22 protein-coding genes and 1 riboswitch are annotated in these 23,074 nt (G+C 67.8%); of the genes, 6 read left to right on the top strand and 16 right to left on the bottom strand.

Translation table 11 applies throughout. From position 1 onward, the window contains the following. Positions 1–2 precede the first annotated feature (2 nt). From ABIB29_RS14905 to ABIB29_RS14885, 5 genes are all read right to left on the bottom strand, one after another. Entirely contained in the window at positions 3–1,190 is a 1,188-nt protein-coding gene (locus tag ABIB29_RS14905; RefSeq protein WP_354173583.1) for a glutamate--cysteine ligase 2, read from the bottom strand. 113 nt (positions 1,191–1,303) lie between these two features. Then, positions 1,304–2,827 carry a UDP-N-acetylglucosamine 1-carboxyvinyltransferase gene (locus ABIB29_RS14900; RefSeq protein WP_354173582.1) on the bottom strand — a complete coding sequence of 508 codons (1,524 nt, stop codon included), beginning with the start codon at positions 2,825–2,827 and terminating at the stop codon, positions 1,304–1,306. Between the two features lie 96 nt (positions 2,828–2,923). Next, positions 2,924–3,727 (bottom strand): energy-coupling factor transporter transmembrane component T family protein, encoded by an 804-nt coding sequence (locus tag ABIB29_RS14895; RefSeq protein WP_354173581.1) that lies wholly within the window; start codon positions 3,725–3,727, stop codon positions 2,924–2,926. Continuing rightward, complete coding sequence (locus tag ABIB29_RS14890) at positions 3,724–5,358, bottom strand: ABC transporter ATP-binding protein (protein ID WP_354173580.1); 1,635 nt, start codon at positions 5,356–5,358, stop codon at positions 3,724–3,726. Before ABIB29_RS14890 ends, ABIB29_RS14895 begins: the two co-directional genes overlap by 4 nt. 16 nt (positions 5,359–5,374) lie before the next feature. Beyond that, entirely contained in the window at positions 5,375–6,049 is a 675-nt protein-coding gene (locus ABIB29_RS14885; RefSeq protein ID WP_354173579.1) for an ECF transporter S component, read from the bottom strand. 66 nt (positions 6,050–6,115) lie between these two features. Next, positions 6,116–6,258, bottom strand: a riboswitch (TPP riboswitch). Positions 6,259–6,451: 193 nt separating this feature from the next. Here ABIB29_RS14885 and ABIB29_RS14880 point away from each other — a divergent pair. Then, on the top strand, positions 6,452–6,997 hold the full coding sequence (locus ABIB29_RS14880; RefSeq protein WP_354173578.1) for a heme-degrading domain-containing protein: 546 nt from the start codon (positions 6,452–6,454) through the stop codon (positions 6,995–6,997). Here ABIB29_RS14880 and ABIB29_RS14875 read toward each other — a convergent pair. After that, complete coding sequence (locus ABIB29_RS14875; RefSeq protein WP_354173577.1) at positions 6,989–7,756, bottom strand: DUF4386 family protein; 768 nt, start codon at positions 7,754–7,756, stop codon at positions 6,989–6,991. The genes ABIB29_RS14880 and ABIB29_RS14875 overlap by 9 nt on opposite strands. 145 nt (positions 7,757–7,901) lie before the next feature. Here ABIB29_RS14875 and ABIB29_RS14870 point away from each other — a divergent pair, with 145 nt between their 5' ends. After that, positions 7,902–8,165: a DUF4235 domain-containing protein gene (locus ABIB29_RS14870; protein WP_069949902.1), complete on the top strand. Its 264-nt coding sequence runs from the start codon at positions 7,902–7,904 to the stop codon at positions 8,163–8,165. Positions 8,166–8,182: 17 nt separating this feature from the next. Here ABIB29_RS14870 and mnhG read toward each other — a convergent pair whose 3' ends face one another. The 6 genes from mnhG to ABIB29_RS14840 are packed head-to-tail and all read right to left on the bottom strand — an operon-like array spanning position 8,183 to position 14,641. Beyond that, positions 8,183–8,599, bottom strand: coding sequence for a monovalent cation/H(+) antiporter subunit G (mnhG, locus tag ABIB29_RS14865; protein WP_354173576.1), 417 nt, complete (start codon positions 8,597–8,599; stop codon positions 8,183–8,185). After that, positions 8,589–8,867, bottom strand: a complete 279-nt coding sequence (locus ABIB29_RS14860; RefSeq protein ID WP_282380909.1) for an MrpF/PhaF family protein — start codon at positions 8,865–8,867, stop codon at positions 8,589–8,591. The genes mnhG and ABIB29_RS14860 overlap by 11 nt, the downstream gene beginning before the upstream one ends. Then, positions 8,864–9,409: a Na+/H+ antiporter subunit E gene (locus tag ABIB29_RS14855; protein ID WP_354173575.1), complete on the bottom strand. Its 546-nt coding sequence runs from the start codon at positions 9,407–9,409 to the stop codon at positions 8,864–8,866. Before ABIB29_RS14855 ends, ABIB29_RS14860 begins: the two co-directional genes overlap by 4 nt. After that, positions 9,406–11,019 carry a Na+/H+ antiporter subunit D gene (locus ABIB29_RS14850; RefSeq protein WP_354173574.1) on the bottom strand — a complete coding sequence of 538 codons (1,614 nt, stop codon included), beginning with the start codon at positions 11,017–11,019 and terminating at the stop codon, positions 9,406–9,408. Before ABIB29_RS14850 ends, ABIB29_RS14855 begins: the two co-directional genes overlap by 4 nt. Continuing rightward, positions 11,016–11,591, bottom strand: coding sequence for a Na(+)/H(+) antiporter subunit C (locus ABIB29_RS14845; protein ID WP_354173573.1), 576 nt, complete (start codon positions 11,589–11,591; stop codon positions 11,016–11,018). Before ABIB29_RS14845 ends, ABIB29_RS14850 begins: the two co-directional genes overlap by 4 nt. Continuing rightward, positions 11,588–14,641 carry a Na+/H+ antiporter subunit A gene (locus ABIB29_RS14840; RefSeq protein WP_354173572.1) on the bottom strand — a complete coding sequence of 1,018 codons (3,054 nt, stop codon included), beginning with the start codon at positions 14,639–14,641 and terminating at the stop codon, positions 11,588–11,590. Before ABIB29_RS14840 ends, ABIB29_RS14845 begins: the two co-directional genes overlap by 4 nt. A 152-nt stretch (positions 14,642–14,793) precedes the next feature. Here ABIB29_RS14840 and ABIB29_RS14835 point away from each other — a divergent pair, with 152 nt between their 5' ends. Genes ABIB29_RS14835 through ABIB29_RS14825 form a run of 3 tightly spaced genes read left to right on the top strand, consistent with a single transcriptional unit; the run spans position 14,794 to position 17,920 of the window. After that, entirely contained in the window at positions 14,794–16,197 is a 1,404-nt protein-coding gene (locus ABIB29_RS14835; protein ID WP_354173571.1) for an MFS transporter, read from the top strand. 39 nt (positions 16,198–16,236) lie between these two features. Next, positions 16,237–16,719: a cation:proton antiporter regulatory subunit gene (locus ABIB29_RS14830; RefSeq protein ID WP_354173570.1), complete on the top strand. Its 483-nt coding sequence runs from the start codon at positions 16,237–16,239 to the stop codon at positions 16,717–16,719. A gap of 4 nt (positions 16,720–16,723) precedes the next feature. Continuing rightward, complete coding sequence (locus ABIB29_RS14825; RefSeq protein ID WP_354173569.1) at positions 16,724–17,920, top strand: cation:proton antiporter; 1,197 nt, start codon at positions 16,724–16,726, stop codon at positions 17,918–17,920. 68 nt (positions 17,921–17,988) lie between these two features. On the opposite strand, the gene dcd is transcribed toward ABIB29_RS14825, so the two are convergent. The 4 genes from dcd to ABIB29_RS14805 all read right to left on the bottom strand — a co-directional run bounded on the left by dcd (position 17,989) and on the right by ABIB29_RS14805 (position 22,524). Beyond that, a complete protein-coding gene (gene dcd / locus ABIB29_RS14820; RefSeq protein ID WP_354173568.1) occupies positions 17,989–18,564 on the bottom strand; it encodes a dCTP deaminase in 576 nt (191 codons plus the stop codon). Positions 18,565–18,628: 64 nt separating this feature from the next. Next, complete coding sequence (locus ABIB29_RS14815) at positions 18,629–19,072, bottom strand: SRPBCC family protein (RefSeq protein ID WP_354173567.1); 444 nt, start codon at positions 19,070–19,072, stop codon at positions 18,629–18,631. A gap of 185 nt (positions 19,073–19,257) precedes the next feature. Beyond that, positions 19,258–20,568 (bottom strand): MFS transporter, encoded by a 1,311-nt coding sequence (locus tag ABIB29_RS14810; protein WP_354173566.1) that lies wholly within the window; start codon positions 20,566–20,568, stop codon positions 19,258–19,260. A 141-nt stretch (positions 20,569–20,709) separates the two neighbouring features. After that, complete coding sequence (locus ABIB29_RS14805) at positions 20,710–22,524, bottom strand: thiamine pyrophosphate-binding protein (protein ID WP_354173565.1); 1,815 nt, start codon at positions 22,522–22,524, stop codon at positions 20,710–20,712. Between the two features lie 80 nt (positions 22,525–22,604). Here ABIB29_RS14805 and ABIB29_RS14800 point away from each other — a divergent pair, with 80 nt between their 5' ends. Continuing rightward, entirely contained in the window at positions 22,605–23,054 is a 450-nt protein-coding gene (locus ABIB29_RS14800) for an acyl-CoA thioesterase (protein WP_354173564.1), read from the top strand. Positions 23,055–23,074 lie beyond the last annotated feature (20 nt).

Here is a 23,074-nt window from a genome sequence, read left to right as displayed (position 1 = left end):
GGTCAGCCGCGGCGGACCCACCGCAGGGATGAGTCCTCGTCCACAGGGTCCCCGGTGACAGTTCCCCGCGTCGTCACCTCGACCGCACGTTCGACGACAGCGGCCAGGCCGCCTGCGTGGTAAGGCTCCCGCTGCAGCTGCGACCCGGTGCCCTCCGCCAGGATCCGGCCGACGCCCGCCCGCACCAGCTCCAGCTCGCCCTGTTCCGCCAGCACCGGTGCGACGAAATCCACCAGTGCGTGGACCACCTCCGCGGCCGGGGCCGGGGTGAAGGTCCCAAAGTCCAGCAGCTGCCCGCGCAGTCCGCAGTTGCTGGCCTGCCAGGCCGCCATCCGCAACAGCAGCGTCGGCACCGGGGCGGGATCGACGCCGTCGTTCCATTCCCGGGACGCCGACTCCACGAGCGCGCGCACCAGCACGGCGATCAGCGCCGCGTCCTCGGCGCGCAGGCAGACATCGGCGACCCGGATCTCCACGGTCGGATGATTCCGGCACAGCCGCGCGTCGAAATAGACCATTCCCTCGTCCATCAGGACGTTGCTTTCCACCAGCCGGGTCACCAGCCGCCGGTAGACCGGCAGGCTGCCGAAGATCATCGTGGGACCCGACCCCGGCCAGCGGTTCCACGCCTGGGTGCGGTAGCTTTCGAACCCTGTCTCTGCGCCGTTCCAGTACGGGGAGTTCGCGCTGAGGGCGATCAGCACGGCGAGCTTGTCGCGGATCCGGTCCATCACGGCCACGCCTTCCTCCGGCGACTCCACAAAGGTGTGGACGTGCAGGCCGCAGGTCAGCTGGTTCCGGACCGTGAGCCCGAAGCGCTGCTGCATGGTCCGATAGCGCTGATTCGGCGTCAGGTGAGTGGCGGAGCCGTGCGGCGAGGTGGCGAGGGCGGCGACGCGGCCGCCGTGCACCCGGGCGGCGCGGTCCGCGTTGGCCCGGCCCTGGTTGAGCTGCCGGAGCAGTTCGGTGTAGTCCAGGCACGGCCGCGTCTGGGTTTCGATCTGCTCCAGTTTGAGTTCATAGCTGAAATCGGTGCCCTCGCCGATGTCATGCAGCCGTGCCGGGTCGACCGGACCGGCGTCCTGCTTCGGTGGGACCAGGCTGGGCAGCATGACGTCGGCGAGGGCCAGCAGCATCCCCGTTTCCGGGTCGACTATCAGCAGTTCTTCCTCCACGCCGAAGGTGCGCATGTCTCTATTGTGCGACACGATCCGCCGAAACGCTCTAGGACAACGCGAGGTCACTCCGCGCCCATGCAGGGCCTCCCAATGGGCGCGATCTGACCCCGCGTTGCTGGGGGTGTTCAGTCTTGGAAGTACTCGATCTTCGCGCCGATGGTGTTGAGCCGCTCGGCCAGGTCCTCGTAGCCGCGCTCGATCACGTAAATGTTGCGCAGTTCCGAGACGCCGCGGGCGGCCAGCATCGCCAGCAGCAGGCAGGCCGCGGGGCGGAGTGCCGGCGGGCAGCCCACCTCGGCCGCACGCCATTTGGTGGGTCCGTTGACGTAGATCCGGTGCGGGTCCAGCAGCTGCACCTGGGCGCCGAGCTTGTTCAGCTCGGTCAGGTAGATCGCCCGGTTGTCATAGACCCAGTCGTGGATCATCGTCTGGCCCTGGGCATTCGCGGCGATGACCGCGAAGAACGGCAGGTTGTCGATGTTCAGCCCGGGGAACGGCATGGGGTGGATCTTGTCCTCGGGGGCGCGCAGTTCAGAGGTCCTGGTGGTGACGTCCACCAGCCGGGTGCGCCCGTTCCGGGCGAGGTACTCGCCGGAGACCTCCAGCCGCTGGCCCATCTGTTCCAGCGTCGCGAGTTCGATTTCCATGAATTCGATCGGGACGCGCCGGATGGTCACTTCCGAGTTCGTGACGATGCCCGCGGTGATCAGGCTCATCGCCTCGATCGGGTCCTCGGACGGGAAGTATTCGATGTCGGCGTCGACGGCGGGCACCCCGGCGATCTTCAGCGTGGTGGTTCCCACGCCCTCGATCCCGACGCCGAGCATCTGCAGGTAGAAGCAGAGATCCTGCACCATGTAGTTGGGGCTGGCGTTGCGGATCACGGTGGTGCCGCTGCGGTGCGCGGCGGCCATGATGGCGTTTTCGGTGACGGTGTCGCCGCGTTCGCTGAGCACGAAAGAGCGGTCGTGCCCGTCCGACGGCGGCGCCTGCACGGCGTAGAAGCCGGCGCTGGCGTCGACGCTGAGGCCGAACTGGCGCAGCGCCTGCATGTGCGGCTGCACGGTGCGGGTGCCGAGGTCGCAGCCGCCGGCGTAGGGCAGCCGGTATTCGCTGGATTCGTCCAGGAGCGGGCCCAGCAACATGATGACGCTGCGGGTCCGGCGGGCCGCCTCGACGTCCATCGAGTCGAGGTCCAGCACGGCCGGGCGGCGGATCTGCAGGTCGTTGGCGTTGAGCCAGGTGCATTCGACGCCGATGCTGGTCAGCACCTCGACGATCCGGTTGACCTCTTCGATCCGGGCGAGCCGCCGCAGGGTGGTGGTGCCGCGGTTGATCAGGCTGGCGCAGAGCAGGGCGACGCCGGCGTTCTTGCTGCTGTTGACGTCGACGGAGCCGGAGAGGGTGCGGCCGCCCTCGACCCGGAGGTGCGTCATGGCCGGCCGGCCCACCTTGACGATGCTCCGGCCGAAGATGGACTCGAGCCGCTGGATCATTTTCAGGCTCAGGTTCTGCTTGCCCTGTTCCATGCGGGCAACCGCGCTCTGGCTGGTTCCCAGCTCGGCGGCGAGCTGCCCCTGGGTCCAGCCTTTCTGGCCACGGGCGTCGCGGAGCAGGGCTCCGACTTCTTCAGCAGTCTCTTGAGTCATTCCCAGAAAATATCACGGATGATTTATTCTCCTCCGCGGTTCCGGCCGAAATGCCGTGTAGCTCACAGAAATACCCGCGCCGTGCGATAACAGCCGTTACTGCCGTGCGAGGAAGACCATGTTCCAGGTCCCCGCCGCGAGCGAGGCGGCGACGGCTGCGCCGGCCATCAGCACCCCTCCCAGCAGCACCCAGGCATCCACCCCGCTGAAGGTCGATTTCCGCGCCCAGGTCCGGTGTGCGCCGCCGAAGCCCCGGGCCTCCATGGTGACCGCGAGCCGGGAGGCGCGCCGGACAGCCTGCACCAGCAGCCCGAAGCTCTGCCCCAGGGTGGCGCGGAGCCGCTGCAGCGGACTCCCGTGGGAGCCCACACCGCGGGCACGGCGTGCCATGCCAATGGTCTGCCATTCTTCGGCCATGAGCCCCACGAGCCGCATCGCGGCCAGCGTCCCGAGGACGAAGCGGTGCGGCAGCTTCGCCTTCTGCGCGAGGGCGTCGGCCAGGTCCGTGGGGTCCGTGCAGCTCATCAGCAGCACTGCCGGCAGGGCAATGGCCAGGCCGCGGAGCATGAACCCCAGCCCGAGCTCAAGGGATCCTTCGCTGATAGACCAGATCCTGGCGTCCAACAGGATGCTCCCGCTGTCCGGCGCCAGGATCGTGGTGCTCCAGCCGCCCAGTGCGGCGGCCAGGATCAGCGGCCAGCCGCGCTGCCAGAGCAGGCCGAGAGTCAGCCCGGCCAGCGGAAGGATCGCCAGCTCGAAGGCCAGGGCCACCGAGGCGGACACCCAGTCGATGGACAGCGCCAGCACCATCGTGATGAGCATCACGGCGGCGAACTTTGCCAGCGGGTTGGCGCGGGTCAGCAGGGCATGGTTGCCGCGCAGCATCAGTTCCTGCCTCATGGCGCGGCGACCTTCCCGGGTTCCTGGTGTTCGGGGGCCCGGAGGCTCAGCTCGGTGCCGCCCAGGACCTCGCTGAATTCGGCATCGTGCGTCACGGACACGACGGCGGTGCCGTCGTCGAGCAGCTCGGAGAGGAAGGAAGCCAGTTCCGCCCAGGTGTTGGCGTCCTGGCCGAAGGTGGGTTCGTCCAGGACGAGCACCTGCGGATGGGCGGCGAGGATGGTGGCTACCGACAGGCGCCGTTTTTCGCCGCCCGAGAGCGTGTAGGGGTTGGCGTCCACCAGCTCCGTGAGCCGCAGCCGCTCCAGCAGTTCGTCCACGCGTTCCTCGCCGCGGCCCAGATGCCGGGGCCCAAACATCAGCTCATCGAGCACCCGCCCGGTGACGAACTGGTGCTCGGGTTCCTGGAACACGGTGCCGATCCTGGCGATCAGCTGCTGCGCCTTCCACCGGTACGGATCGATCCCGGCACCGGCGCTGAGATCCAGCGTGGCAGAAACCGTGCCGGACACGGGCGCGAGCAGGCCGGCGAGCGTGAGGGCGAAGGTGGACTTCCCGGAGCCGTTGGGGCCGGTGATGGTCAGGGCCTCCCCGGCCCGGACCTGGGCCGTGATGCCGGACTGCACGGGTTTCGGCGGGATGGGCCGGAAACCGCCGCGGAGACCGGCCCGGCGCGGCCGTTCGCGCGACACGGCCAGGCTTTCCGCGGCCAGCAGGAGCCGCCCCGCGGTGCTGGCGCCGGCTGCGTTCCCTCCCGGCGCGCCGGACGCGCCGGCATCCCGCGCACCGCCGCGCGCCCGGGTCGGCGGCACGTAGCCCGGCACCCAGACGCCCGCCGCGGTAAGCATGTCCCGTGCCTGCGCCAGGACCTGGTCCGGCGGCCCGTCGATCAACACGGCGGAGTCAGTGGCCGATCCCGGCTGCAGCACCACAATCCGGTCCACAAGGTCCTTCCAGACCGAAACCCGGTGCTCCACCACCACCAGGGTGGCTCCGGTCTTCTCCAGGCAGCGGCCGACGGCGTCGCGGACTTCCAGGACGCCGGCAGGATCCAGGTTGGCGGTCGGTTCGTCGAGCAGGATCAGCCCGGGGCGCATCGCCAGGATGCCGGCGAGCGCCAGGCGCTGCTTCTGCCCGCCGGAAAGCGCAGACGTCGGGTGGTCCAGCGGCAGCCGTCCCAGCCCGACGTCGTCCAGCGCTTCCGCTACCCGTGACCAGATATCCGCCGGGGGCACGGAGAGGTTTTCCGCGCCGAAGGCGACATCGTCGCCGAGGCGCGAGAGCACCACCTGGGTCTCCGGGTCCTGCTGCATCAGCCCGGCCCGGCCGCGCCGGGCCCGCGGCGGGGCGCCGTCGATCAGCAGGCTGCCGGCCTCGTCCGCGTCCTCGGGGTCCGCCGCCGCGGCAGGCGCGCGCTCAGTGCTGCCCGCGGCGCTGTCACCGAGCACACCGGCCAGGGCGTGGAGCAGCGTGGATTTGCCGGCACCCGAGGGTCCCAGCAGCAGCACGCGCTCCCCGGGCCGGATGTCCAGGTCCAGGCCGCTGACGGCGGGCCGGGACCGGCCGGCGTGCCGCCAGCCCCAGCCACGGGCGGTGATTGCGGCCGGGCGGACTGTATCGGAGGTTGTCATGATCAGTGTGCGGACGTCAGGAGAAGACCGGCTCCGCGGCTGCCTTGCGGGAGGCAAAGGAACTCAGCACCCCGGTCCTGGCCAGGCCGCGGGTGGCGAGCCAGGACAGCCCGCCGGCGATCACGGCGCCGGAGATGGCAGTGAAAATGATGTACGCGAGCTTGTCGCCGCCGGCGTAGGCGATGTTCCAGCCCCAGGGCATGAATGAATCGTTCAGACCGCAGAACAGGCCCGCCCCGGCACCGGCCAGCAGGGACACCGGCAGGTTGAACTTCCTGTACATAAAGGCGGCGAAGACCAGTTCGGCGCCAAGGCCCTGCAACAGGCCGGAGATGAGCACCGTGGTGCCGTACTGCGAGCCCATGATCAGCTCGCCGGTGGCGGCCACGGCTTCGCAGAACAGCGCGGCGCCCGGTTTGCGGATGATGAGCATGCCCAGCACCGCGGGGATCATCCAGCCGCCGGCGTAAAGCCCGGTGAGCGGCGGGTAGAACGCGTTCACGGGGGCGGAAATGAGGTTGGCGCCCTGGGACCAGGCCCAGAAAATCACGCCGCCGGCCACCGCGATCAACGCGGCCACCACAATGTCCACCACACGCCAGTTATGGCTGCGTCGGGCGGGCGTGGTGGCAGATTCGTGCCCGGCAGGTTCGTGCCCGGCGGGTTCGTGCTTGGCTGATGTGTCAGTCATATCGTCCTCCTGAGGAACAGGAGGGGAGAGTGACCCGGGTCCCGCAGCTTCCGCCGCCGCCCCGCGCACTCTGAGAACTCGACTCCCTTGCGCCGGTACTAACCGGATCAGGTTCGAGGGTCTGCGGCTGTCCGCACTCTCAGCGCCCACCTGTGGTTCCCCGGATTCCTCCGGTGATGCCCGACGGCGGCGCTCCCCTGTCGTATGTAAATATCGCCCTTGTGGGCGTGGCCCAGTTTACACCCGTGGCGGGTTGTTTTCCGGGGCCGTCCGTCACAATCCGCCGGCTTCGGCCCCGGTGACCGGCAACGGCCGGCTTGGTAGAGTCGGCACAGCATCGGAACTCCGGACGCCGCGGTCCGCAGGCCACCAACGGCGGCTAACCAACGGAAGCTGAATCATTTGACCAACTCATCAGTGTCTTCCCCCGGCTACGACCCGGACTCGGCAGAACCGCAGCCGCACGGATCCCTGGCGGCGCTCATCGGCCGCATCCTGGCCGAAATGGATGAGTTGCAGTTCCGGTCATTCAGCAAAGACGACGCCCTGGACCTCGGACTTCTCCTGGTTGAACTTGGCCGGCAGCGCTCCCATCCGATCGCCATCGACATCACCAAGGGTGAGCAGGTGCTTTTCCACGCGGCACTGGAGGGCGCCACTCCGGACAACGAGCGCTGGATCCGGGCCAAACAGCGTACTGCCGTGCGGTACGAAGTCCCGTCGCTGCTGGTCGGTCTTCGGGCCCGGGCGGCCGGGCGGAGGATCGAGGACAACGACTGGTTCGACGAGATGGAGTTCGCCGCGCATGGTGGTGCTTTCCCCATCTATCTGCGCGGAACCGGTATGGTCGCCACGGTCACAGTGTCGGGGTTGCCGCAGAAAGCCGATCACGACCTCGTGGTCGAAGCCTTGTCGGAAATCCTCGGCCGCTCCGGGACGTCAGGCTAGCCTGCTGCTCCTGCCCCTGCCCCGGGGTGTCAGCGCCGCCAGCCGGATCAGCGCAACCCCTACCGCCACGAACCAGACCCACATCAGCACCCCGTAACCCCAGTAGGACTCCGGCACCGCGTGCCGGAGCGCCTCCGCAATGCTGCCCAGTCCGCCGGTGACGATCCCCAGCCACGCGAGGGCCCGTGGCAGCACACCCTTCAGCATGACGACGGAGATCAGCAGGATGCCGAGCGCCGACAGAACGCCGACGGCGGCGGGGGTGTTGTTCTCGGCCACGATGGCCTCGGCGGCGGTCGCGTAGCGGAGCCTGGCGGCGTCGTCGGGCGCGGCCGCGTATCGATCGCTGAGGTAGGCGAGCACCAGGGAGCCCCTGCTGGTGACCGGGACGGCGAGGATCAGCCCCCACGACAGGGCACCGGTCACGGCGGCCAGCAGGGCCAGGCTCTTATCGAGTGGGGCCAGGGCCAGGAAAAGCGCCACGAACACCAGCACCGGCAGGACGTTCGGCACGATCCACAACAGCTGTTCGGCGACGTAGATCCCCTTGTTCCGCGCGATGAATTCCAGCGTCTCGGCGCCTCCGTGGACCGGCGGCGGGGCGGCGAAGTCCAGGACCAGGGCGAGAATCAGCAGCGCCACGAAAAGCACCGAGGAGATGCCGGCCCAGAAATAGAGCCGCCGCCAGGTCTGGCCGTCGGACGATGGGGTGGCCTGAGGCGCGGGGTGGCCACGCGGCCGGGTTTTGGGCTGGTCCATGTTTGAAGGTAGGTCCGGGCCCGACCCGCCCGACAGGGGCGTTGGTCCCGGCCCCCGGCGGCGGTCCCGCGTCCCTGGCTGAACCGCCTGGCCAGGAACGCTAGGCTAGGGGAAGCCCTGTTTCCTCCCACAAGGAGTCCGAAGAATGAACATCTTCATCAAGCTGCTCGGCACCGGCATCAGCCTGCTCGCCGGCTTTGTCGGCACCAAGCTCGTTGACACCGTCTGGGAGAAATCCACGGGCAACAAGCCGCCCAAGGGCCACGACGACGACGTGCCCACCACGCTTCGGTCAGCCCTGACCTTCGCGCTGATCTCGGCGTCTGTCAGCGCGATCATCCAGGTCCTCGCCAACCGCGGCACCCAGCGCGCGATTACGCGCTTCGCCAAGTCCCAGGACCTGGTTTAAGGCGCGTCGTCTAGCCCTCAGCGCCCGTCGGTGGCCGCGCCGCCGTCGTCGTCGGTAAAACCGCGTTTGCCGGCCGCCTGCTGCACCACTGCCTCCAGTTCGTCCGTGCTGAGCAGCTCCGGGTGCAGGTGCTTTGTCCGGTAACCGGCCCGTCCGACCATATGCGCGGACACCGGCACGGTGAGCAGCTGGAAGATCCACGCCACCACCAGCACCGGCCACACCCACCAGGTGCGCATTTGCAGGCCCAGCGCGAAGAGCAGCAGGAACAGCCCCAGCACCTGCGGCTTGGTGGCTGCGTGCATGCGGGTCATGAGGTCCGGGAAGCGGAGCAGGCCCACCGCCGCGGCGAGGGACATCAGGGCGCCGATCACCATAAAGACCGCCGAGACGGCGTCAATCACGGTATCGGCAGAAAATGTCTCAGGATTCACGGGTCTTCTCCCGACGGTCGGCAACGAAGCGGGCGACCGTGACGGAGCCGACGAACCCGATGAGGGACACCGCCACCAGCAGCATGAGGTTGTTCAGGTGCCGGTTCGCAGCCATGTCGATGCACAAGGCGGCGCCCACGATGGCCAGCAGCACGTCCGCGGCGAGCACCCGGTCCAGCAGTGACGGGCCCCGCGCGATCCGGATAATTGCGCCTCCGGCGGCCAGGGAAAGCACCACGGCGGTGACGGTCAGGACCAGCTGCATCATGGCGCCACCTCCCGGTTGAGCGCGGACAGTTCGGCTTTGGTTCCCATGATCCTGATCAGTCCGGCCTCCGTGTCGCGAACGTGCCTGCGCAGCTGCGCGACGTCTGCGGCGTTGCGGATGTTGATGCCGTGGATATAGAGCGTGGACGTGGAGCGGTCCACCTCCACCACCAGCGAGCCGGGGATCAGCGCGGTGATGTGGCCGGTCGCGGTGACCAGCAGGTCGGAGTGGCTCCGGAGCGGGACGGCGACGACGGCGCTGATCACCTTGGGGCCTTTGGCCACGGCCAGATACAGGACCTGGAAGCTCGCTGCCGCCACTTTCGCCAGGAACATCAGGGCGAACGGAACCGCCCGGAGCACGTTGAAGCGCCCGCCGAGTTCCACCGGCGGCAGGTAGAACAGCCGGGCCACCAGGACGGCGATGAGGGCGCCGAAGAGCAGGTTCCCGGGGCTGAAGTCCCGCCAGAGGGCACCCCAGACAATCACGAGCCATACCAGCAGCGGGAGTTCCTGCCGCAGCGAGATCCGTTTCCGGCTCATTTGGACACCACCGGCGGCTCGGGCTGGGCGATCGCGGGCACCTGGGTTTCCTCGCCGAGGACCGCCTGGATGTACGAGGTCCGGTCCAGCATGTCCACGGCGGACTGGTCCGCCACCTTGTACAGCGGACCGGCGAAAACGGTCAGCCCGACGCCGAAGATGACCAGGCCCAGAGTGGAGCCCACCATGGTCCGCGGCAACAGGGTGACGTTGGTCTTGCCGGCCCGGTCCCCCGTGGCCGAATCCTCGGGGGCGGACAGCAGCACCGGATCGGGGTGTTCGGCGTCCTCGGGCTTGCGCCAGAAGGCGCGGTTCCAGACGCGGGCGATGGCCAGCAGGGTCAGCAGGCTGGTCAGCACCCCGCCGATCACGAGGGCGTAAGCCAGCGGGGTTCCCAGCTGGACACCGGCCTGCAGCAGCCCCAGCTTGCCCAGGAAGCCGGAGAACGGCGGGATGCCGGCCAGGTTCATGGCCGGGACGAAGAACAGCACCGCCAGCACCGGGGACAGCTTCGCGAGCCCGGCGACGCGGTCCATCGAGGAACTGCCGCCGCGGCGTTCAATCAGGCCGGTCACCAGGAACAGGCTGGTCTGGATGGTGATGTGGTGCGCCACGTAGAAGACGGCGGCGCCCAGCCCGGCCACCGAGGACATCGCGAGGCCGAACACCATGTAGCCGATGTGGCTGACCAGGGTGAAGGACAGGAGACGTTTGATGTCGCTCTGGGCCAGGGCGCCCAGGATCCCCACGATCATGGTCAGCAGGGCCGCGACCATCAGCGGGGTATTGAACGTGTCGCCCGGGAACAGCAGTGTTTCGGTGCGGACGATCGCGTAGACGCCCACCTTGGTGAGCAGGCCGGCGAACACCGCCGTGACCGGGGCGGGTGCCGTCGGGTAGGAGTCCGGGAGCCAGAAGGACAGCGGGAACACGGCCGCTTTGATGCCGAACGCCACCAGCAGCATCACGTGCAGCAGGTTCTGCGTGCCCTGGTCCAGGTCGGCGAGTTTGACGGCGAGGTCGGCCATGTTGATGGTGCCGGTGGCCCCATAGATCATCGCGATCGCGATCAGGAAGAGCACAGAGGACACCACGGAGACCACCACGTAGGTCACGCCGGCCCGGATCCGCGGCCCGGTCCCGCCGAGGGTCATCAGCACGTAGCTGGCGGTCAGGAGGATCTCGAACCCGACATACAGGTTGAACAGGTCCCCGGAGAGGAAGGCGTTGGACACCCCGGCCACCAGGATCAGGTAGGTGGGGTGGAAGATCGACACCGGCGCGTCCCGGTCGCCGTCGGCCATGCCCTGCCCGGTGGCGTAGATCAGCACGGCGAGGCTCACGGAGGAGGAGACCACCAGCATCAGCGAGGAGAACTGGTCCACCACCATCACGATGCCCCACGGCGGGAGCCAGCCGCCGAGGTTGACCGCCGACGTTCCGCCGTCCCAGACGGAGGCCAGCAGCCAGCACTCCAGCAGCAGCGTCAGGGAGAGCAGCGCAATGCTCACGGTCCGTTGAGCCCGTGAGTGCCGGATCAGCAGGAAGGTCAGGGCAGCGCCGAGGATGGGAAGGAGGACGGCGAGCGGGGCGAAACTGGCAATGTTCACTGTCCGCCTCCTTCCTTGGGTGGGGCAACATTCAGGGATCCGGGCTGTTCTTCCGAGGCCGCTTCCCCGGCGTCCAGCTTGCGGTCGGCGACCTTGACCGTGGCCTCGGCGCCGTCGGGAACGTCAGACACGGATCGGCCGTCGGAGCCGATCATGGTCAGCGGGAACTCGGAGGTCTCCACCGGGATCACGGAGTCGTCCTCGACGTCGAAGCTGGGAGTTTTCGCGACGCGGCGGTCCTCGGCGTCGTCCTGGATCTCATCCTCCCGGGCCAGCACCCAGGTCCGGTAGATGATGCCGAGCATAAACGCCGTCACCGCGAAAGAAATCACGATCGAGGTGAGGATCAGGGCCTGCGGCAGCGGATCGTTGTACTCCCCGGCGGCGGTGTCCTTGCTGTACAACGGCGCCAGGCCGGCGTAGCCGCCGGTGGCGAGGATCAGCAGGTTGGTGGCGTTCGCGAGAAGCATCAGGCCCAGCAGGACCCGTGTCAGGCTGCGTTCCAGGATCAGGTAGATGCCGCACGCGTAGAGGGCACCCATGACCGTCAGCAGGGTCAGGTTGACGCTCATACTTTCCCCCTGGCTGTGGTCTCGGCGGGAACCCCGGCAGTATCCTGCCCGTCGGCCTGCCCGCCGGCCTGTACCGCCGGGTGTTCCTCGAAGTGTTCGTCGATTTCGGCGCCGAGGCTGCGCAGCACGTCCAGCACCAGGCCGACGACGACTATGTACACGCCGATGTCGAAGATCGTGGAGGTGACGAATTTGATGTCGCCGAAGACCGGCAGCCAGAACTCGATAATGGCACTCTGGAACACCTGGCCGCCCAGCAGCAGCGGCACCAGACCCGAGGCGGCCGCGGTGGCCAGGCCGATGCCCAGCAGGGTGCCGGCGCTGATCGGGGTGGCTTCGCGCAGCTCGAACCGGCCGCCGGCGAGGTAGCGGACGGTGAGCGCCAGCCCGGCAGTGAGGCCGCCGGCGAAGCCGCCGCCGGGGAAGTTGTGGCCCGCCAGCAGCAGGTAGATGGAGAAGACGATGATGGAGTGGAAGACCAGCCGTGTGACGACTTCGAAAATGATGGAACGGCGTTCCGGCGCCATGGTCCGGCCGGCCACGAGCCAGGCGTCCCGGCTGGAGGCGGCGAACCGGCGGCTCATGGCCAGTGTGGCATCGTCACGGGTGTTCCCGCGGCCGGCACCGGTGTTTCGGCGTCCGACGGTCCCCTCGGCCACGGTGGAGGAGGCCCGGATCCCCTCGCCGCGGCCCCGGACGAAGATCAGGCTGGCGACGCCGGTGGCCGCCAGGGCCAGCACCGCGATCTCCCCGAAAGTGTCCCAGGCCCGGATGTCCACCAGGGTCACGTTCACAATGTTCAATCCGCCGCCGCCCTCGTAGGCCAGCTTGGGGAACTCGAGCGACACGGGAGTGGCCACCCGGGCGCCCAGGGCGTAGATGGCGACAAACACCATGGTGACGCCGAAGGCGGCGCCGATGATCACACGCACCACCCGGTACTTCCCGCCGGTCCGGTCGCGCAGTTCGGCCGGGAGGCTGCGCATGGCCAGGACGAAGGCCACCAGGATGATGGATTCCACCAGCATCTGGGTCAGCGCGAGGTCCGGGGCGCCCTGCAGCGCGAACATCAGGGCAATGCCGTAACCGGTGACGGACACCATCAGCACGGCCAGGAAGCGCTTGTTGGCGCGTACCGCTGCCAGCGCTCCGATCACAATTCCGGCACCCACGACGATCTGCAGCGGGGAATTGGGATCAATGAAGTAGAGGTCCTGCGGCAGCGGTTTGTTGGCCAGCACCAGCGCGGTGAGCGGCAGGACGAACGCCACGGCGAGGATGACGGTCAAATAGAAGTACAGCGAGCCGCGCTGGGTCCGGCCGGTGATCCAAACCGCGACGTCGTCGAGCGCACCGATGGTCAGCTGGTAGCTGCGGTCGCCGTCGATCCAGCCGGGGACCAGCCCCTGGAGCCGGGAGACTGCGTTGCGGCCGTAGAACATGGCCAGGCCGAGGGCGAAGGTGATGGCGGTCAGTCCCAGGCCCGGGGTCAAGCCGTGCCACAGCGCCAGGTGTCCGGCGGCGTCCGCCGCGTCCTCGCCGTCGGGCACGAACAGCGCCGCGTAGGGCTGGATCCAGCCGTCGACAGGGGCCGGCCACAGCCCGTAGACGATGGTCAGGAGGCTCAGGATGGCGGGGGCGGCCAGGAAGGCCGGCTTGATCGGTTTGAACGGGGTGGTTTCGACGCCGGTTTTGACGGCGAAGGCGCCCCACATGAACCGTGCACTGTAGGCGAACGTCAGGATGGAGCCCAGGACCAGGCCGATCAGGATCACCAGTCCCCACGGGCCGGCGGTGGGGTCGGTGCTGTAGTGGACGAAGGCTTCGAAGACCGATTCCTTCGCGACGAAGCCGGCCAGCGGCGGGATGCCGGCCATCGATGCGGCGCCGACGGCGGCCACGATGGCGAGGCCGCGGGAGGAACGGTAGACGCCCGAGAGCTTGCGGATGTCACGCGTTCCGGCCTGGTGGTCGATGATCCCCACCACCAGGAAGAGGGTGGCCTTGAACAGTCCGTGGGCGAGGAGCAGGGCCAGGCCGGCCAGCGCCGCATCGGGTTTGCCGAGGCCCACCACCATGGTCAGGAAGCCGAGCTGGCTGACCGTCCCGTAGGCCAGGATGAGCTTGATATCCGTCTGCCGCAGCGCCCGGTAACCGCCGACCAGCATCGTGGCTAGGCCGAGGCCGAGGACCACCGGCAACCAGAACGCGGTGTCCGCGAATCCTGGCGCCAGCCGCGCCACGAGGTATATGCCGGCCTTCACCATCGCCGCGGCGTGCAGGTAGGCGCTCACCGGGGTGGGGGCCGCCATGGCGCCGGGGAGCCAGAAGTGGAACGGGACCAGCGCCGATTTGGTGATCGCACCGATCAGAATGAGCACGACGGCGGCGCCCACGGCTCCCGCGGCGGGCCCGGTGACGAGGCCGGGCGCCAGCTCGAGGAGCGTCGAGATCCGGTAGGTCCTGGCGTTAAAGCCGAGGATGATCAGGCCCACCAGCATGGCCAGGCCGCCGGCGGTGGTCACGATCAGGGCCTGCAAGGCGGAACGCCGCGCTGAGAGCCTGGTCCGGGCGTAGCCGATCAGCAGGTAGGACAGGACTGTGGTCAGTTCCCAGAAGATGAACAGCAGGAGCAGGTCATCTGCCGTCACCAGGCCGAACATCACCCCGGCGAAGGCCAGCAGCTGGGCACCGAATCCGCCGAGGTAGTCGTCCTTGTCCTTGAAGTACCGTGCGCAATAGACCAGGACCAGCGCCCCCACGCCAAGGACGAGCAGGGACATAATCCAGGCCAGGGCGTCCATCCGGAAGGCAAGCTCAATTTTCAGCTCGGGGATCCAGGGCAGGACCTCGGCAAGGCCCGGGCCGGCACCACCGCCGCCCTGGGCTGCTCCGGCGCCGGAGTAGACGGCGCCGTGCTGCAGGAGCAGCCAGAGGAAGGAGCCAGCGGGTACCGCCGCGAGGGCGTAAAACGAATTCCGGCCGAACTTCCGGAAGAGAAATGGCGTCACAGCAGCCACCGCAAAGTGCACGGCAAGGACTGTGATCACTGGTATCTCCGCAACGTCTGGAATTCGATTGTCAAGAAGTTGGAGCAGGCGGGGCATTCGTTAGGTTCAGTCCGGACAGTTTACCAAGCGTGGACAAATTCTTTTCGCTCGGTGCGCCGAGACCTTGGCGCCCTGCGGATACTATTCACGCTATGAACTCCGCTGCTGCCCCCGAGGCCATGCGTCCCGCCTCGGAACTGGAATCCGGAAGCCAGGTCACCCACAAGGGCCGCATTCTCGCGTGGGCAGCGTGGGACTGGGGCTCGGCTGCCTTCAACGCGGTCATGACAACGTTCGTCTTTACGGTGTACCTGACCTCCAATGCCTTCGGCGGCGAGGACCAGGCCTCCGCGGTCCTGGGCGGCGCACTGGCCATCGCCGGTGCCGCCATCGCGCTGCTGGCCCCTGTCACCGGGCAGCGCTCGGACACCGGCGGACGCCGCAAGCTCTGGCTGGGGGTCAACACTGCCGCGGTGGCGCTCCTGACCGCCCTGTGCTTCTTCGTCTTCCCGCGTCCGGAGTTCCTGCTGCTCGGCGTGACGCTGATAGCGCTGGCCAATGTGTTCTTCGAGTTCGCCGGCGTGAACTACAACGCCATGCTCGCCCAGATCTCCACCCCGGAGAACATCGGCAAGGTCAGCGGCTTCGGCTGGGGCATGGGGTACCTCGGCGGGATCGCAGCGCTATTGCTTGTGCTCCAGCTCTTCGTCCAGCCCAGCTTCGACTGGTTCGGCGCCTCGACGGAAAACGGCCTGAACATCCGCCTGGTCGCGGTGTTCTCGGCCCTGTGGTTCTTCATCTTCGCGTTGCCAGTGCTGTTCGCCGTGCCGGAGCTTCCCAGGACGAAGCAGGGCGCCGGTCTGGGATTCCTGGCGTCGTACGGCCTGCTGGTGCGGCGGATCAAAGCGATCTACCGGACCAGCCCGCACACCATCTACTTCCTGCTCGCCAGTGCCGTGTTCCGGGACGGGCTGGCCGCGGTGTTCACCTTTGGCGGCATCATCGCCGCCGGCACGTTCGGCTTCGAACTCAAGGACGTCATCTTCTTCGCGATCTTCGGGAACGTCGTCGCCGCGGTGGGAGCCATCCTGGGCGGCTTCCTCGACGACCGGATCGGGCCGAAATCGGTCATCACCGGGTCGCTGGTGGGCCTGCTGATCGCCGGCTCGATGATTCTCGTGCTTGGCAACGCGAGCCATTCCTTCTTCGGCATGGACTGGGCCGGCACCACCACGTTCTGGATCTTCGGCCTGTTCCTGTGCCTCTTTGTGGGGCCGGCGCAGTCCTCGTCGCGGGCTTATCTGGCCCGGCTCGCCCCGCACGGCGAGTCCGGCGAGCTGTTCGGGCTCTATGCCACCACCGGCCGGGCCGTCAGCTTCCTGGCCCCCGCACTCTTCACGCTGTGCATCGCCGTCGCCGCCCCGCTGGTCGGGCCCGGCGAGGCCCAGCGCTGGGGCATCCTCGGCATCATGGTGGTGCTGCTGGCCGGGCTGTTGCTCCTGCTCCCGGTCAAGGCACCGGACAAGACCGACATCGCGGTGGTCCCCGCGGCCTGAGGCTGCCCGGAAAGCCGTCCGGCGCACTAGGCTGGAGGCATGAACGTGGATGAGACGGAACTGCCGGGGCTGGGCCGGCGCAAGGATTTCATGACCGCCTCCGGGCGGCGGATCGGCGTCGTGGAATACCGCGAAGGCCAAACCGAGCTGATCGTCTCCACGTGGGACGACCCGGACACCTGCCAGGCGTCCATCCCCCTGACCGCCGATGAAGCCGCGGCGCTGGGGAACCTGCTGGGCGGCCAGCGGCTGGCCATGCAGCTTTCCGAGGCCCACCGCGAGGTCCCGGGGATCGTCACCCGGCAGTTCTCCATCGGCCCCGATTCCCCCTTCCGCGGCCACCCGATGGGCAAGGCCCGCATCCGGACCAGGAGTGGCGCCTCGATAGTGGCCATCATGCGCGAGGGCGAAGTACTCCCCTCGCCGGGACCGGACGTCATCATGCAACGCGGCGATCTCCTCGTGGCAGTAGGAACGCAAGAAGGCCTCGACACAGCAGCCGGCATCCTGCGCAACGGCTGACGGCATGGATCCGCTTGCACTGACCCTGATTGAACTCGGGGCCGTCGTCTTTTGCCTCGGCTTGCTGGCGAGGCTGGCGGGGCGGATCGGCATGTCCCCTATCCCGCTGTACCTCGTCGGAGGGCTGTTCTTCGGTGCCGGCGGGATCGTGAAACTTGAAGGTATGCACGAGTTCGCGCATCTCTCGAGCGAGATCGGCGTCATCCTTCTCCTGCTTATGCTCGGATTGGAATATACGGCGGCCGAGCTGGTCACGGGAATGCGCCGCTCCTGGCAGGCCGGGGTCCTGGACCTCGTCCTGAACTTCGCGCCGGGCGCCCTGCTGGCGGTCCTGCTCGGCTGGGGAGTCGTGGGAGCGATGGTGATGGGCGGAGTCACCTATATTTCGTCCTCGGGGATCGCGGCGAAGGTGATCACGGACCTGGGCCGGATCGGCAACCGCGAGACTCCGGTGGTGCTCTCGATCCTGGTGTTCGAGGACCTGGCCATGGCGGTCTACCTGCCGATCCTGACCGCGACCCTGGCCGGCGTCAGTTTCGTTGTGGGGCTGCAGACCGTCGGGATCTCGCTGGCCGTCGTCACCGTCGTGCTGCTGGTGGCACTGCGGCACGGGCACCACGTGTCGAAGGCCGTGCACAGCGAGAACTCCGAGGTGTTCCTGCTCAACCTGCTCGGAGCTGCGCTGCTCGTGGCCGGACTGGCCGCGGCCATGCAGGTGTCCGCGGCGGTGGGGGCCTTTATGCTCGGCATTGCCATTTCGGGGGCCACTGCGCACAGCGCCACCAGGATCCTGGAGCCGTTGCGGGATCTTTTCGCTGCGATCTTCTTCGTGGTCTTCGGCCTCAACACAGACCCCTCCACCATTCCGCCCGTGCTGGGCTGGGCCCTGCTGCTGGCCCTCGTCACTGCCGCCACCAAGATGATCACGGGGATCTGGGCGGCGAGGCGGGCCGGGATCGGCCGGCCCGGGCAGTTCCGGGCCGGCGCCGCGCTGATCGCCCGCGGGGAATTTTCGATCGTCATTGCCGGCCTGGCTGTCGCCTCCGGCGTGGTGCCCCAGGAGCTCGCGGCCCTGGCCACCGCCTACGTGCTGATCATGGCCGTGACGGGCCCGCTCGCAGCCAGGTTCGTGGAGCCGGTGGTGGCGATGCTGCGCCGGCCCGCGAAACCGCCCACGGTGCGGACTGCGGACGGCATCTAGCTCCGCCCTGAGCCGCGTCCAGCATCCGTGCTGCGGGTGCAGGAGCGCGGTATTACCGCGCCGCGGGTTCAGACGTCCGTGCGGTGGAAGTTCAAGTGGCTGCGGCTCGCCGTCGGGCCGCGCTGGCCCTGGTAGCGGTTGCCGTATTCGCCGGAGCCGTACGGGTACTCGGCCGCGGAAGTGAGCCGGAAGAAGCACAGCTGGCCGATCTTCATGCCCGGCCACAGCTTGATCGGCAGCGTCGCCATATTGGACAGCTCGAGGGTCACGTGCCCCGAGAAGCCCGGATCGATGAACCCTGCCGTGGAGTGGGTGAGCAGGCCCAGCCGCCCCAGCGAGGACTTGCCCTCAAGCCGGGCGGCGATGTCGTCCGGGAGCGTCACCGTTTCGTAGGTGGAGCCCAGGACAAATTCCCCGGGGTGGAGGATGAAGGGTTCGCCGGACTCGACCTCGACCAGGCGGGTCAGCTCAGGCTGTTCCTCTGCCGGATCAATATGGGCGTACTTGTGGTTGTCGAAGAGCCGGAAGAATTTGTCGATCCGGACGTCAACCGACGAAGGCTGAACCATGGCAGGGTCAAACGGCTCCAGAACGATCCGTTGGGAGTCAATTTCGGCACGAATGTCGCGGTCGGAGATCAGCACAGTCTCAAAATTACCGTACTCGCCGGGGACAACAGTGCGCGGGGCGAGTGTTACGGCACTGCCGCTACGGCTCTGTCTGCTCTTCCAGCACCGACTTGAGCTGCTCCAATTGGCAGACCTCGGCCTTCATCCGGCGGCGGAGGGGGGACTTCAGCCGGGCCAGGAGACCCCGGGGCTCGCATTCCACGGCGAAGCGGACGCGGGTGCTTCCGCCTTCGGTGCTCAGGTAGTAGCCGCCGCGGGTCCGCTCCGGCCCGCCCAGGCCCCTGTATTGGATTTCCGCCCCGGGCCGCGCCTCGGTGATCTCGAAATCTCCGCAGATGGCGCGCCCGCCGGGGCCGGTGACGGTCTGCCGGTACACGGCCCCCTTGGTTCCGGCAGCGCCCGATTCCAGTTCAATGCTGCTGACACCGGCACGCCAGGCCGGCAGGTTGCGGGCGTCGAGCAGGAAGTCATACACGCTCATGGCATCCCGTTTGATGACGACGTCGTATTCTGCGATTGCCACGGAAATCCTTGCTCGGCGGACGGCTGATGGGCGTAGCCCGCTTCCCCGGAACTGCAGCTAACTCCTTCAGGATAGACAGCAAGGCCCGCCCCGCGCGGCTGCGGGGCGGGCCTTTATCGAAGAGTTATGGGACTCCCCGGATTGTGTACTGCTCTGTGACTCCTTCGCAGGGGCTAATGCGTGGCCTATTTTTCGGTGAGTTTCGGCACCGAGAACACCACAATGGCGCCGACCACGGCGAAGGCCGCGAACATGTAGAAGTTGAGCTGCCAGCCGAAGGCCATTCCGGCGATCAGACCGCCGATCAGCGGCCCGCAGATGGCGCCGATGCGTCCGATGCCGAGTGACCAGCTCAGGGCGGTGGCGCTCAGGGACTGCGGATAATGCGTGGCGCAGTAGCCGCCCACCAGGATCTGGGTTCCCACCGAGCCGAGCCCGGCGAAGGCGACGATGACGAGCAGCATCGCCAGCGGGAGCTGGAGGCTCAGCATAAGGATGGACACGAAGGCCAGGAGGAAGGACGCCGTCACCACCTTTCGGATGCCGATCTTGTCCGCCAGGACGGAGGCGCTGATGGAGCCAACGATCGCGCCGGCATTGAGCACCAGCAGGAACGTCAGGGCATCGCCGAGCTGGAAACCGGCCTGCCGCATGATCTGCGGCAGCCAGGTGTTCAGCCCGTAGACCAGCAGCAGTCCGCAGAAGTTCGCCATCGCAAACAGGACGGTAGAGCGGATCCACTTGCGGGTGAACAGGGTCTTCATGGCCGATTTCGGCGCTTCTGCCCCGGTCTTGACGTCCTCCGCGGTGACGATGTCCGAGTAGATTAGGCCGTAGCGGCCTGCGGTCGCTTTGGCTTCCTCGATGCGCTGCTTCCGGGCGAGGTAAGCCACCGACTCGGGCAGGAGTTTCCAGGCGATGGGGAGCAGGGTGACGAGGGGCAGCGCGCCGATGGCGTACATCCAGCGGAAGTCGATGTGCTGCAACAGGTTGATGGCAAGGAGGGAGGCGCCGACGCCGCCCACGGAGTAGCCGCTAAACATCACGGCGTTGGCGATCTGGCGCCGCTCCTTGCGGGCGTATTCGACTGTCAGCGCGATGCAGGTGGGAACGATGCCGCCCAGGCCCAGACCGGTCAGGAACCGCAGGAGGCCGAAGACCTCGGCGGACGGCGCGAACGCCGTGAGCAGCATGCAGGTGGAGAACCACGCGATGCAGGCAAGCATGATGCGGCGACGGCCCAGCTTGTCGGTCAGGATGCCGACGGAGAGCGTGCCGACGAGCATACCGACCAGGGCGAGGCTGCCGATCAGGCCGGCCTGCGCGGGGGTGACGCCCCATTCCTGGAACTTCAGGATCGTGGGGACGGTGGATCCGTAGACCACCAGGTCATAACCATCAAAGACGATGGCCACGAAGCACAGGATCAGGACCGCGTGGCCCTTCCACCGGGGCGTGGCCTCGTTTCGCAACTCAGTCGGCATTGACTGCGTCATGGGTGTACCTCTCATTGAGATTTCGAAGGGATTTTGTGTGGCAGATCACATGCTGTGCCCACTGTGTCACGCATTCATTCCGACAGTAAACAAATCAGCATATTTAGTTTCTGTAACGATCGTCAGCGTTATGCGCTGAAGTCAGTGGCCTTTGAAGGCCTCGGCGAGCCACCAGGCGCCGCCGTCGGACGCTATTTTGGCATCGATGACCAGCGGCCGGGCCGGGCCCGCCTGCAGCCAACGGTGGACGGCCTCAAGGTCCGCCACGCTGCGGACCGTCACGGCGTCCGCGCCGAAACCCCTGGCTATCGCGGCGATGTCAGTGTCCGGAAAGGTGACGGTACCGAGGTCTACGGCGCGATCGACAGCTGGGCCGCCATCGGACTCCGCGCCCGCGCCGAAGTGGTGGACCTCCGCCCCGTAGCCGGCGTCGTTGTAGATGATGCAGACGAGCGGCAGCTCCAGCCGGACGGCGGTCTCCAGTTCGCTGATGCCCATCAGGAAGCCGCCGTCCCCGGCCCCGAGGACCGGCAGCCGGTCCGGCCGGGCCAGCGCGGCCCCGATCGCGGTGTAGAGACCGAGCCCGATCGATTGGAAGGCCTGGGTGAAGCAGAAGCCGAACTCATCCGGGACTTCGAGATAGGTGCTGGGATAGCCCATGAAGTTGCCGGAGTCGATCGAGACAATCCGGTCCGCGGGCAGGATGAGATCCAGTTCGCGGCTCAGCACCCGCGGATCGATCCGCCCGCCGCCGGAGAGGTCCGGCGTTTCGACGTCGTTCCAGCGCGAGCCTGCTGCCATGGACGCCGCGTTCTCCGCGGTGCGGTACCTCAGCGCCGGCGCCGGCTGGAGCGTCCGCAGTTCCGCGAGGACATCCGCCGCGGTCAGCGCGGAATCCCCCACCACGCCCAGGTCGATGGGCCGGTTGGCGCCAAGGGCGGAGTCATCGACGTCGACCTGGACCACGGCGGTCCCGGCCGAGATCAAATGCCCGTGCCGCATGGTCCACATGTTCAGGGCGCAGCCCCAGCCGACGATCAGGTCAGCACCCTGGATCAGCTCGGCGCTGAGCGGCGAGGAGAATCCACCGGAGATCCCGAGGGCGAAGTCCTCGTCATGGAACAATCCATTCGCCACCGCCGACGTGGCAACGAGCGCCCCGGAATGCGAGGCGAGGCTGAGCAGCTCCCCGCGCGCGTTCCTGGCCCCGCGGCCTGCCACGAAAACCGGGCGTTCCGCGGCGTTGATCAGGTGCGCCAGGCGACGGACGCTGGGGGCAGCAGGGCGGACCGGCTGGGCGTCGGCGACAGCGGCAGGGCGGCCCGCCGCTGCCTGGACGGCAGCCGGTGCCGGGGCCGACTGGACATCGAGAGGCAAATTGAGCACTACGGTGCGGCGTTCGTTCCGGGCGGTACGGAAGGCCCGGATGGTGTCCGCGACGGCGGTGGCCGGGGAATGGATCCGCTCGCTCACGGCTCCGACGCTCCGGGCGAGGGCATCCTGGTCAATTTTGAAGTTTGACCGGACTGCGGAGCTCTGGGTGTCGGCCGTCAGTACGATCAGCGGCGTGCGGCTCTTGGCGGCTTCCCCGATCCCGGTGACGGCGTTGCTCAGCCCGCAGCCCTGGTGCGTGCTCACCACGCCGACCAGGCCGGACATCCGGGAATAGGCGTCGGCCATGGTGGCAGCGCCGCCCTCGTGCCGGGCCGCGGTGTAGGGCACCCCGGCCAGGCGCAGGGCGTTGGTCACCTCGAAGTTGCCGCTGCCCACGACGCCGAAGACGTGGCCGACGCCGAGCTCCGCCAGGGTCCTGCCCACGAGCTGCGCGACGGTCCCGGACGACTGCTGCACCTGGTCGCCGGGGACCTCCCGGTCCGTGTCGAGGGGCTTGCCGGCCACTTCCGGGACGCCCGGGGCGCCGGGGGCGCCGGGGGAAACATATGAAGCTACTACCATGGACTTACCTTCCATTGGGTAATGCAGCGGTTGATTACTGCGCTGTTGCTAACTGCTCTTCGAACTTCCAGGCGGCCTCCATGAACCCCCTTCAGTCCCTCCCCGGCACCGCCACGACGGCGACCCTGGAACGGACCATTGAATGGGTGGATACGGATGCCGCGGGGCACCAGCACAATTCGGCGGTGCTCCGCTTTGTCGAGGCCTGCGAGGCCAAGTTGTTCCGGGACCTGGATCTGCCGGAGTACTTCCCGTTGGCTCCGCGGGTTCGCCACGAACTCAACTACCGGGCGAAGTTGTACTTCGGCCAGCAGGTCACCACCACCGTAGTGGTGGAGAAAATCGGCCGCACGTCCATGACGTTCAGCTTTGAGGTGTGGGGCGAGGAATTCCGCGGCGAACCACGGGCCCTCGCCGCCCACGGGTCCTTCGTCACGGCCCACGTCGCCCAGGGCGCCACGGCCGCCAGCCCGTGGCCGGCGGAGCTGACGGCCAAAGTCACCGCCCGCGGCGTGTCCGGCCGGGACTGACCGGACCGCCCCGTCCGCTG

Source organism: Arthrobacter sp. UYEF36, from assembly GCF_040547025.1.
Lineage (GTDB): Bacteria > Actinomycetota > Actinomycetes > Actinomycetales > Micrococcaceae > Arthrobacter.
Note: the sequence above shows the minus strand (reverse complement) of the source record. Positions and strands in the feature narration are given on the sequence as shown.